The sequence below is a fragment of the Achromobacter spanius genome (genome assembly GCF_002812705.1).
GTDB classification, from domain to species: Bacteria; Pseudomonadota; Gammaproteobacteria; order Burkholderiales; family Burkholderiaceae_B; genus Achromobacter; species Achromobacter spanius.
The window spans coordinates 1,800,562-1,812,480 of record NZ_CP025030.1; the positions used below are offsets into that span (position 1 = coordinate 1,800,562).

Annotated in this window: 8 protein-coding genes; 4 read left to right on the plus strand and 4 right to left on the minus strand. The window is 54.6% G+C overall.

The window, feature by feature from the left end; all coding sequences use genetic code 11:
- Window positions 1-393 precede the first annotated feature (393 nt).
- The gene (locus CVS48_RS08235; RefSeq protein ID WP_223264750.1) at window positions 394-705 is read right to left on the minus strand and encodes a DUF4148 domain-containing protein; all 312 of its coding nucleotides are present in this window, start codon (window positions 703-705) and stop codon (window positions 394-396) included.
- A 497-nt stretch (window positions 706-1,202) separates the two neighbouring features.
- Between CVS48_RS08235 and CVS48_RS08240 the strand changes: the two genes are divergently transcribed.
- On the plus strand, window positions 1,203-2,360 hold the full coding sequence (locus tag CVS48_RS08240; protein ID WP_100854013.1) for a porin: 1,158 nt from the start codon (window positions 1,203-1,205) through the stop codon (window positions 2,358-2,360).
- An 87-nt stretch (window positions 2,361-2,447) separates the two neighbouring features.
- On the opposite strand, the gene CVS48_RS08245 is transcribed toward CVS48_RS08240, so the two are convergent.
- The 3 genes from CVS48_RS08245 to CVS48_RS08255 form a co-directional block, all read right to left on the minus strand.
- Window positions 2,448-3,167 (minus strand): heavy metal response regulator transcription factor, encoded by a 720-nt coding sequence (locus CVS48_RS08245; protein WP_100854014.1) that lies wholly within the window; start codon window positions 3,165-3,167, stop codon window positions 2,448-2,450.
- Between the two features lie 356 nt (window positions 3,168-3,523).
- Entirely contained in the window at window positions 3,524-4,858 is a 1,335-nt protein-coding gene (locus CVS48_RS08250) for a heavy metal sensor histidine kinase (protein ID WP_100854015.1), read from the minus strand.
- Entirely contained in the window at window positions 4,858-5,547 is a 690-nt protein-coding gene (locus CVS48_RS08255) for a heavy metal response regulator transcription factor (protein ID WP_100854016.1), read from the minus strand. Before CVS48_RS08255 ends, CVS48_RS08250 begins: the two co-directional genes overlap by 1 nt.
- A 365-nt stretch (window positions 5,548-5,912) precedes the next feature.
- Between CVS48_RS08255 and CVS48_RS08260 the strand changes: the two genes are divergently transcribed.
- Genes CVS48_RS08260 through CVS48_RS08270 form a run of 3 tightly spaced genes read left to right on the plus strand, consistent with a single transcriptional unit; the run spans window position 5,913 to window position 11,829 of the window.
- A complete protein-coding gene (locus tag CVS48_RS08260) occupies window positions 5,913-7,172 on the plus strand; it encodes a TolC family protein (protein ID WP_100854017.1) in 1,260 nt (419 codons plus the stop codon).
- 12 nt (window positions 7,173-7,184) lie between these two features.
- Complete coding sequence (locus tag CVS48_RS08265) at window positions 7,185-8,657, plus strand: efflux RND transporter periplasmic adaptor subunit (protein WP_223264751.1); 1,473 nt, start codon at window positions 7,185-7,187, stop codon at window positions 8,655-8,657.
- Window positions 8,658-8,670: 13 nt separating this feature from the next.
- Window positions 8,671-11,829: a CusA/CzcA family heavy metal efflux RND transporter gene (locus CVS48_RS08270; RefSeq protein ID WP_100854019.1), complete on the plus strand. Its 3,159-nt coding sequence runs from the start codon at window positions 8,671-8,673 to the stop codon at window positions 11,827-11,829.
- Window positions 11,830-11,919 lie beyond the last annotated feature (90 nt).

The window sequence follows — 11,919 nt, forward strand, 5'->3', positions numbered from 1 at the left end:
GGAACTATGCGAAAAAGCAGGCTGGCAAGGGGTTCGGACCCGAGACTAGCAACTTGGGCTAGTTAATCACGTCGGCATTCTCTGGGGTATATCGTAGTGGGCCTGCCGTGATGCTATTGAGCTTCGTTCGGTTGGGTGAGGCAGTGCGCAACGGGCGGAAGCCTTGGCTAAGCGCGGAGATGCCAATATTTCTAGCAACCGACGGCGAGGTTTGCGAACTTTGACTTCAATCCAAAGAACGCCCAGCGCTGAACCAAAGCGCTTACCTCGGTGCGCCGGCATTGCAGACCCGCTCCGAAAAAAAGGTGCGCACCGTGACAGCGGTGCGCACCCACAACGACCTCTTCCCTTCGCGGTGGGGGAGGCCGCTCATCAGGCCGGCTGAGGAGCCTTCTAGCGCTTCAAACGGTCCAACTCTTGTTGGTATTCGCCGCCTTTTCGCAGGCGGACATACTCTGCGTATGCCCTCTTGTATTCGCGGCTGTAAAAGTCAGGAGTCTCGCTCTTGTTCCAGAACTCGTCCATTCCCGCCCGCTTCCACATTGCCAGATCTGCGCGGACTTCGGCGCGTGTAAGTCCGCGCTCGGCGCTAGTCGAGTCTGCCGTTCCTATAGCACCCACCGGCGTGGTTGGCTGGGCACTCAAGTAAGAGAGGGGCGCTGCAACCAAGACAGCGGCAGACAGCATTTTGAGAGATATTTTCATCGCCAACTCCATTTGTTTACCGGTCTCGCGCATTGAGGCCGGTATTAATAAAGAATCGTCATTTAACGACGTGTAGAAATTATAGCGAGCTCAGTCGATCCAAACTCCGACGATAAAATTACTTTTTCGTCGCTATTCTGCAATCTGTTTTTCGGTGCGGAATAACGCGTTTAATGAATCTGTTGGCACTGCACAACATCTGGTCGCGCTGCAAGCCGACTTGTATTATTCCTGTTTGAAATTCGGCGTCCGGCATTTTTACATTAGTCTATGTAAAACATGAGGTTGCGTCAGCATTGGGTGACGATATTTAGCTGATTACTCGTAGCTCTCACATTTGTAATCATGCGGTTCGCTTTCTGTCGGTGGGTCCTATCCAGACTTGTCTTCGTGCTCGCAGATAGGAGCTAGCGCATAGCAATGCGCGATGCGAAATAAACATCGTCTTTTCCTATCTGCGAGGCCGTTTAGTCCGCCTTTGTGAATAGGAGAAATTTGTGAAGAAAACTTTACTGCTGACGGTTTGTGCAGCGACTCTGTCTACCGCCGCTTATGCTGAAACGTCGGTCACGCTTTATGGCATCATCGATACCGGGATTGGCTACGCCAAGGTCGATGGTTCTTACGTTGATCCTCAGACGGGCGCGCGATCAGACTTCAAGGCAAGCCGTATTGGGATGACTTCTGGCCAGACGGCCGGGTCGCGGTGGGGCTTGCGCGGGAAGGAGGACCTCGGTGACGGACTGTACGCGACGTTCCGGCTTGAATCGGGATATGACTCCACAGGCGGGACGTCGAGCCAAAACGGACGCCTGTTTGGGCGTGAAGCCACGGTTGGGCTCGGCAGCGATCAGTGGGGCGAATTCCGCATTGGGCGGCAGTACAACATTGCATCGCGCCTGATGGCGTCAATGTACGGCACCGGCTTCGGCGGCGGTTTTACCCAGTTGAACACCGGTGGCGGCCTTGGGTTCAGTGGTTCGAATTTCGTGCGATACGACAACCTAGCGCTGTATGAAACCCCTTCGATCGGCGGTTTCCGTTTGTCTGCCGGCTATGCGTTTAACGCAGATGATCGCAGTGCTGCCCAAACGGGCTTTAAGACGGCCGATAACACTCGAGCGATCACCAGCGGCATCAGCTATGTCAACGGGCCGGTGATGGCCTTTTTTGCGTATGAGCAATTGAACGCGTCAAACAAGCTCTCGTCGGGGCAGACTGCTGCGACGCCGCGCTCTTTTACTGTCGGCGGGTCCTATGACTTCGAGGTGTTCAAGCTGGCATTGGCCTATGAGCGCGCGACGGACGGTTGGTTTGCGGGTAAAAGTCTGCCGTCGAGCGCCACTATCGGATCATTGCGCGGCACTCCTTCCAACGCATTCGTTGACGGCTTCAGCACGAACTCCTATCTGCTGGCTGCGTCCGTGCCTTTGGGCGGAGCCAGCAGCATGTTCGGCTCGTGGCAGCGCGTAGATCCGAACAACAAAGATCTGACTGGCGGCGATTCGACTAGCAACACGTTTGCGTTAGGCTATTCCTACACGCTGTCGAAGCGTACGACGATGTATACGCTTGCGTCGTACACCCAAAACTTTGCGTTCCAGAATGATGCCAAAGCGACGGAAGCTATGGTTGGGTTGCGCCATTCCTTCTAATACTTAACAGGGTAGCGACATAGAGGAAAAAACGAGCTTATCTATGTCGCGCTTCCGCTGTTTCTGAAGCCATGAGCGCGTGATGCACTAAGCAGAGTCCTGTCCCTTGTCGGACTGGTCGCCTTCGCGATGCTCGATGGTGTAGCCCATCCCTCTAACGGTGTGGAGTAGCTTGGTATCGAACGGATCGTCAACCTTTGCGCGAAGCCGTCGAATTGCGACTTCCACGACATTTGTGTTGCTGTTAAAGTTCATATCCCACACTTGCTCGGCGAGCACGAGACGAGACAGCACCTCTCCCGGTCTCCGCATTAGGTATGTCAGTAAGCCGAACTCTTTGGCCGTGAGGTCAATACGGGACGCGCCGCGAACCACGCGTCGCCGGAGGAGGTCAAGCTCCAGGTCCGCTACGCGGAGGACATTTCGCCCCGCCGTGCCATCGCCCGATCCGAGTCCTCGCCTCTTGAGCGCAAAGACTCTCGCCAGGAGCTCGGGCATTGCAAATGGTTTCACCAAATAATCATCGGCTCCCCGCTCCAAGCCGCGAACTCTGTCCTCAAGGCTAGTTCGCGAACTGAGCATCATGACCGGTACGTTGTCGTGCTGGCGAATGCGCTGCAGTACTTCAAACCCATCTAACCCCGGTAAGCCGATGTCCAAGATAACTAGGTCATATTGAGTCACATAGGCGAGTTGAAGTCCGCTAACACCGTCCAATGCGATATCAACGATATAGCTATTCTCTGTGAGACTACGGCGTAGCGTTTCAGCAAGTTTCCGCTCGTCTTCGATAACCAATATTTTCATTTGTCGTTCGGGCACGTCATGGAGAAAAATGACGTTGTGAAAAAAGCGAAGGGCATGAATCGTTATTGGATAGTGCAGGGAAACATAACTTGTTACGCTGTGTTTCGGCTCTTCGCGTCGCTTTATGTGATGGGATACTTTAGCGGTAGAGCTTCGTCAGAATCCGAACTTGTCGATTACGAATCTGCAATCAAAATGAAGGACTGTCGTCGAATTTTGGTCGCGCTCCCGATGGGCGATATTAATAGAGCAAGGCGCTCGTAGCGCGAGGGTTGGGGACGCGTTCTGCACTCTCTGGTCAATAAAAAGCGCCCGCTTTTACAGCGCGCGCCATTTACTAAGGAGTTGGTTTCAACTTAAGAGTCTGCGTACATTGTGAATCCAATAGTTGTGCCCGATCTATCTGATTTTACAAAGGGCATCCCACCGTGCATTCGTGCAATCGCCGCAACAATGGCTAAACCTAGACCATGGTGATTTGCGTCGCTTACACGAGCAGAGTCTGACCGGTAAAAGCGGTAGAAAAGGCGCGGGATATGCTGTTCCTCAATTTGCTCGCCAAAATTGTGAACACTGACACGGACTAGACCGCTCATATCTTTATCGAGCATTACGGTGACGGCCGAACTAGGGTGAGTGTATCGGATCGCGTTAGTAACTAGGTTGGAAACCGCCCGTTGATACAGTGATTTGTCGACCTTACCTGCTTGGTCCCCAATTAGGGTCAGACTGACCCCCGCATCAAGTGCCTCGGCCTCATGATACTCAAGAACCTCTGCAGTAATCGCGCGGAGGCTCAATACGTGGGCTGCCCTTGCCTTGGCACCGCGGTCTGCTTGTGAGAGAAATAGCATATCGTTAACAATTGCCGACATACGCTGTAATTCCTCAAGGTTTGATCCAAGTATGTCTCGCAGTTCGAACGTCGATCGTTTCCCCGCCAACGCAAATTCAGTCTCCCCTATCAGTGTGGCGAGAGGGGTACGCAGTTCATGCGCAACGTCTGCGTTGAAACCTTCCATTTGTACATATGCCCGCTCCAAGCGCTGAAGGACGGCGTTGAATTGCAGCACCAATGGCTTGATTTCCCGTGCTAGTCCTTCTTCACCCAGCCGTTCTCCGATGCGGTCAGGCGAAATCAATGCGGCTTGTCTCGCAACTTCGTGCAGAGGATGAAGGGCTCGTCGCACCAGCACGTTGGCGATAACGGAAACAACAATCGCGCCAACTACTGCGCACGCAAAGAGCGTCCATGCCAGCATTACCCGTAGGCGCACATCGGGGGTTGTATCAAGAAATAGCTCTGCGGTCATTCTTCTGTCCGGCTCACTAGGCGCAGGTAGAGAAAAAATGACATGTATTCGAGATGCGTCGGTCCCCGTGACCTTGGGTTCGCCGTATACGCTTATTTTTCCGTTGATGACGAGCCTCAGCGAAAACTCCGATCTCCCATAGAAGAAATCGTTTAGTTTATGTTCAAGAGCAGGCAGGTCACCTTTGATTGCAAACTCTTCAGCCAAATGTTCGATCACCTCTCGCTTTTGCTCTAGAAGCGCCTGTTGGCGGTGAGAAAGGTTGAGGTTTGTCGCCACATAAACAACAACACAAACAAGCCCGAGGGCCACAAATGTTTGTATTGCGAGCCAGCGCGATAGCCATTGGCGCAGTGAGTTGATCGCGCGAAAGCGCATTACTCGTTCCTCACTTCAAGCACGTATCCCATTCCACGGACAGTGTGGAGCAGCTTAACCTCAAAGGGATCGTCCACCTTTCCACGTAGGCGACGTACCGCGACCTCCACCACATTTGTGTTGCTATTGAAATTGATGTCCCAGACTTGTTCCGCGAGAGCCAGGCGAGATAGGACTTCGCCGTGCTTGCGCATCAGCAGCGCCAGAAGCGTAAATTCTTTTGCTGTCAAGTCGAGACGTGTTCCGCCGCGGTGGGCCTTGCGTCGAAGAAGGTCTAATTCGAGATCGCCCACTCTCATCACGTTCTGCCTGCTGGCCTCTGTGACCACATGGCCGCGTCGACGGCCCAGGGCGAGGACACGAGCCAGTAGTTCGGACAGCGCAAACGGCTTGACCAGGTAATCGTCGGCGCCGTCCTGCAACCCGCGGACTCGGTCCTCAATTTTGTCCCGCGCTGTGAGCATAAGCACCGGCACACGGTCCCTCTTGCGAAGCTCGTGCAGGACTGAAAAGCCGTCCATGCCGGGGAGCATAACGTCCAGAAGTATCAGGTCGTATTGTGTCTCGCGGGCCAGATGCAGTCCGCTTACGCCATCCGATGCGACGTCCACTACGTAATTGTGTTCCGAGAGCGCGCGCTTTAAATATTCAGCCAGTTTGCGCTCATCTTCAACGACCAGGATCTTCATGTTTTCAACCGTTCGAAGTGTAATCGGCACGACCTACGCGGAATCGGGTGCCACTAGATAAAGGAGCGAATTCGGCACGCCATGCCCGTAAAGGCACTTCTGTTGCGGGGATAGGGCTCCCAGCGTTAGACCTGTCTGTGCCACAGGGCATTTTAGGGAGGCCTCGCCGTCAATCTACCCTCCCAAGGATTACAAAACCGTAATCCACCGAAACATTACAAATTTGTCATCTTCGGGTTCGGATTCTGACGAAGGCGCTTGGATACAGTACGGACGGTCATGCGTCCGGGTCGATCTTGCAGAGAGCCTAAGTGGTATGGATCGAGCCAAGGGCCGACATCTTTCCAAGAATTCACCAAGGTTGAATGATGCGCTTCAAGCCAATTCCATTGTTAGTGATGGCCGCTACGCTGTGCGGCCAACCAGTATGGGCACAGACTACGCCAGAAGAGGCCATCACGGAAGCAGCACCCTATTCGTCGGGGGCAATTCTCACGTTGTCTGAGGCAATGGACGCTGCGTTCAAATTGAACCCACAGGTCTCGGCAGCGAAGAATAATTTTGCGGCGTCGAAAGGCCTGGTAGACCAGGCGGGCCGCCTGCCGAACCCATCCTTGGACGTCAGCGTCGACGATCATCAGCGTGCGACACGGACCACGACCACAATGCTCAGCATGCCCATCGAGTTGGGCGGAAAAAGAAGTGCGCGCACGCAGGCCGCCCAGTTGAGTAGTGAACTGGCCGGTAGGGAGTATGAGGTCGTGACGGCAGAGATTAAGACGCTCGTGGTGTCTCGTTTTTTTTCAGTTGCAATTGCCCAAGAGACGCTACGCGTAAACCGTGATATGGCCGACATCGCGGAGGGGGCACTTCGTGTGGCGCAGAAGCGAGTCGACGCTGGAAAGGCCCCGCCGTTAGAGCGAAATAGGGCTGAAATCGAGTTGACAAAGGCACAGATCGACGTGAGGCAGGCCGAGAACGACCTCCGGGTTGCGCGCAGGGAGCTATCTCTGCTATGGGGAGACCCAGTCCCGAAATTCGAACTCGTGCAAGCGAAAATTGATGATCTGCCAGCACGTCGGACACTCGACGATTTACGCGCTGCATTGTTGAATTCCCCTAGGTTGGCCGCGGGGCGCCTTGCCATGGAAGTGAGCAAGGCTGAATTGAATGTCGAAAAGAGCAAACGATATCCCGACATCACATTGAGCGGAGGTGTCGCTCGCGACAATGAGGTTGGGCGCAACAAAGCTCAGTTCGGTGTGTCCTTGCCGTTGCCAATTTTTGATCGAAATCAGGGCAACGTTTACGCCGCTACCATGCAGACGTACAAGGCGCAGGATATTTATCGGGAGATGGAGGCGCGTTTGAGCGCTGACTTGCTGATAGCTGCCTCAACTTATGACCTCGCACTCGCATCTGCGAAGGATTATCGCGAGTCTGTCATCCCGACGTCGCAGAAGGCTTATGAGGGGGCCCGAAAGGGTTTTGAGGCCGGGAAGGTAGGCTATTTGGAAGTGCTTGACGCCCAGCGCACCTTGTCGCAAGGGAATATTTCCTACTTGACGACGTTGTTGCGAGCTGCGTCGGCCCGAGCCGAAATTGATCGAATTCTTGGCCAATAAATAGAGATGAAAATGAGTCAGTACTTCACGCTACTTGGACGTCGCGCTGTGATCGCCATCGCGTTGTCGCTACAATTTCTGATCCCCGCCCCGGTTTTCGCGGGTCCTTCAGATCATGGCAATGACAGTCATACCGAGGCCAGCACGGGGCCAAACGGAGGCGAAATTACAGAGGACGGAAGCGATGCGATTGAGGTGAGTCTGGTCGAAGAGGGAGAGTCCGCTCGGCTAAAGGTCTGGGCGGCCACAGGAGGCAAGCCTGTAAGGCCTGCTGACTTGAAGGCGACGGCAACTCTGAAAAGGCCGAACGGCGAGGAGGTAACGCTCACGCTGAAGCCCTCGTCGGCCGCGCTGATCAGCGATCAGGTTATTCCCGAGCCGCATTTCTTCGAAGTAACCATCAACGTGTCATTACCGGGGCGAGACGGCCCAGTGCATGCAGAGTTTCACAAAGCGGAGGGCCTGTTGGCGCTCACCCCCGAACAAGTTTCTGCGGCTGGGATCATCACAAGCGAAGCTAAGTCCGAGCGCCTTGAGTCGAGCACACGATTTCCCGGCGAGATTCGATTTAACGCCGACCGCACCGCCCACGTCGTGCCGAAAGCCGCAGGGACCGTCCAGCAAGTTTCTGCGGATCTTGGTCAAGAAGTGAAGAAGGGCCAACTGTTGGCCGTAATATCCAGCGCCTCGCTTTCCGAACTCAGGAGCGAGTGGCTGGCCGCCACGAAACGCCGAAACTTGGCGGCGGCGACTCATGCTAGAGAGCTGAAGCTGTGGCGTGAGCAAGTATCTGCGCAACAAGACTATCAGCAGGCGCAGACAGTACTTCAAGAGGCAGACATTGCAGTCCAAAATGCCGTTCAAAAGCTCCGAGCAGTTGGCGCGGAGCCATCGGCGAAAGATTTGAGTCTGCTTGAAATACGAGCGCCTTTTGACGGCGTCATTGTGGAAAAGCACATCGCATTAGGTGAGGCTTTAACTGATGCATCTAGCATCTTCACGATATCCGACCTGAGTACCGTCTGGGCAGAATTCGTCATAGCACCTAAAGACCTGCAGACTGTACGAGTGGGTGAGGACGCAAAGGTCACATCCACTTCCTTTGCCGAAGAAGCTTCTGGGACTGTGTCTTACATCGGTGCTTTACTCGGCCAGCAAACGCGCACCGCCACCGCGCGGGTGACGCTGAAGAATCCGGACATGGCCTGGCGACCGGGACTCTTTGTTTCCGTAAACGTGGTGGTCGAGCGCAATGAGGTTGGGGTCGCCGTGGAGAGCGATGCGATTCAGGATGTGAACGGACAGCCAACGGTCTTCGTCGAAGTGCCTGGTGGATTCCTGCCGCAGCCTGTCAAGATAGGAGCAACGACGGAAAAGAGCTCCGAGGTTATCTCCGGTCTAAGGGCAGGGACGCGGTATGTCAGTTCCAATGCTTTCGTGCTGAAGTCCGAACTGGGCAAGGCAACGGCTGACCACGCGCATTGAGTCGGAGCCGCATATGTTTGAACGCTTAATTCGCTTTGCCATCGAGCAACGTTGGCTAGTTCTATTAATTTCTCTCGGGGTGGCCGCCGTTGGGGTCTACAACTACTCGCGCTTGGCTATTGACGCTGTTCCGGATATCACGAACGTCCAAGTCCAAATCAACGCCAGCGCTCCAGGATATTCGCCCTTGGAGACCGAGCAGCGCGTCACCTATCCGATCGAGACTGTCATGGCGGGCCTGCCCGGCTTGCAGCAGACGCGTTCGCTGTCTCGCTACGGGCTTTCGCAAACAACGGTGATCTTCGACGATGGAACGGACATCTATTTTGCCCGCCAACTCGTAAATCAGCGCCTGCAAGAGGCAAAAGAGAGCCTGCCGGAGGGCATCACTCCTGTCATGGGCCCTATATCAACGGGTCTCGGAGAGATTTTTCTTTGGACTGTTGAGGCCACGCCCGAAGCGCGGAAAGAAGACGGCTCACCTTACACCTCAACGGACCTTCGAGAGATTCAAGATTGGGTAATCAAACCCCAATTGCGAAATGTGCGGGGGGTGACAGAGGTCAACTCAATCGGTGGCTACGCGAAGGAATACCAAGTCGCTCCTGACACGGAGCGCTTGGCGTCCTATGGACTTTCGCTGACTGACATCATCACTGCTCTAGAACGAAACAACGCCAATGTTGGAGCAGGATACATTGAAAGAAAAGGGGAGCAATACCTGATTCGAGCGCCCGGTCAGGTTAAATCCATGAACGATATCAAAGATATCGTTTTAACGGCGGTGAATGGGCAAGCCATCAAGATTCGAGACGTCGCCGAAGTGGCGATAGGCAAAGAGCTGCGTACAGGCGCAGCTACGGACAACGGTAAGGAGGTAGTGCTCGGCACAGTTTTCATGCTGATCGGGGAAAACAGCCGTGCTGTGTCTCAAGCGGTCTCACAAAAGCTTGTCGAAATTAACAAGACTCTGCCAAAGGGCGTGGAGGCGATCACAGTCTATGACCGCACCAACCTTGTGGACAAAGCGATCGCGACGGTAAAGAAGAACCTGCTGGAAGGTGCGATCTTGGTGATCGTGATCCTTTTCGTTTTCCTTGGAAATATCCGCGCGGCCATCATTACGGCTATGGTGATTCCTCTGTCGATGTTGTTCACGTTCACGGGCATGGTGACTTACAAAGTGAGCGCCAACCTTATGAGCCTCGGCGCATTGGACTTCGGGATTATCGTCGATGGGGCAGTGGTGATTGTGGAAAACTGCGTAAGGCGATTGAGCCATGCGCAGCAACATCACGGACGCCCACTGACACGCTCTGAACGATTCCACGAGGTGTTTGCCGCAGCGCGCGAAGCTCGACGCCCGCTCCTATACGGGCAACTCATCATCATGGTGGTCTACCTTCCGATATTTGCACTCAGTGGCGTCGAAGGCCGCATGTTCCACCCGATGGCGCTTACCGTCGTCATGGCTCTGCTCGGTGCGATGATCCTGTCGGTGACATTTGTGCCGGCGGCAGTAGCGATGTTCATCGGAAACAAAGTGTCGGAAAAGGAGATTCGGGTGATGTCGTGGGCTCGTAAGCGCTACGAGCCACTACTCGATCTGGCTCTTCGCCGCACTCCTATGATGCTCGCAGGCGCACTGGGATTCGTGCTTGTGTGCGGCTTCATCGCTTCGCGGCTGGGCAGTGAATTTATACCGAACCTCAACGAAGGAGATATGGCAATTCAGGCGCTGCGCATTCCAGGAACTAGTTTGACGCAATCGGTCGCCATGCAGATTCAGCTTGAGAAGAGGCTTAAAGAGAAATTCCCGGAAATCGAACGGGTATTCGCTCGGACTGGGACAGCGGAAATCGCTTCAGATGCGATGCCTCCCAATATCTCGGACGGATACATCATGCTCAAGCCGGAGGAGGATTGGCCTAGTCCGAAAAAATCCCATGCGGAGTTGCGAGAAGCTATTCAACGCGAGGCGCAGAACATCCCGGGGAACAACTATGAATTCTCGCAGCCGATTCAGCTTCGCTTTAACGAGCTGATATCCGGAGTTCGGAGTGATGTCGCGGTGAAGATTTTTGGCGATGATAACGATGTGTTGAACAGTACGGCGACCGAGGTGGCGGAAGTTCTTCAAAAGATCCCGGGAGCCTCCGAAGTCAAAGTGGAACAAACCACCGGCCTTCCCATGTTGACCGTGTCGATTGATCGTGCGAAAGCTGCACGCTACGGTCTAAGCCTGTCGGACGTCCAGGATACCCTGACGATCGCTGCGGGCGGTCGCGAGGCGGGCACGTTTTTCCAAGGCGACCGCAGATTCGAGATCGTCGTGCGACTGCCAGAAAAGGTGCGGGAGAACATCACTTCACTGAAGAATCTACCAATCGCGCTCCCGAGGGCAGACGGCCAACTTCAGACGGCTTATATACCCCTGTCCGAGATTGCGACGTTTGATTTGGCGCCCGGCCCTAATCAGGTCTCTCGCGAAGATGGAAAACGTAGGATCGTCGTCAGCGCCAACGTTCGCGGCAGAGATTTGGGGTCTTTTGTCGGTGAAGCACAGACGGCTATCGACGAGCGGATCAAGGTTCCGACTGGATACTGGACGGCCTGGGGGGGGACTTTCGAACAACTTGCGTCGGCCACTAAGCGTCTACAAATCGTAGTGCCCGTCGCGCTGCTTCTGGTCTTTGTGCTGCTGTTTGCGATGTTCGGAAATGTCAAAGACGGGCTACTTGTTTTTACCGGCATCCCCTTCGCGTTGACGGGCGGCATTCTTGCTTTGTGGTTGCGAGGGATTCCTTTGTCCATTACGGCGGCCGTTGGATTCATTGCCCTTTGTGGCGTCGCCGTGCTCAATGGCTTGGTGCTGTTGTCGTTTATCCGATCTCTCCGGGAAGAGGGCAGGCCACTGGACGTTGCGGTTAGAGAAGGAGCTCTAACGCGTTTGCGGCCAGTCTTGATGACCGCATTGGTCGCTTCCCTCGGATTCGTCCCAATGGCTATCGCTACAGGCACGGGTGCGGAGGTGCAGCGACCGCTGGCCACAGTGGTTATTGGCGGCATTGTCTCCTCGACATTTCTGACCCTTCTGGTGCTCCCCGCGCTGTATCGCCTAGTTCATAGGCGAGATCCTGAGGAAATTGAGCTTTCTGAAGCGAAGGCTTGAGCCGTCGCAAGCTTGGAGGGATTTCGGCCTCTCCAAGCTTGCTGAAATGTAATTCTTCCGTATGAAGATTGTCGTGCGGTTTTACGTAAA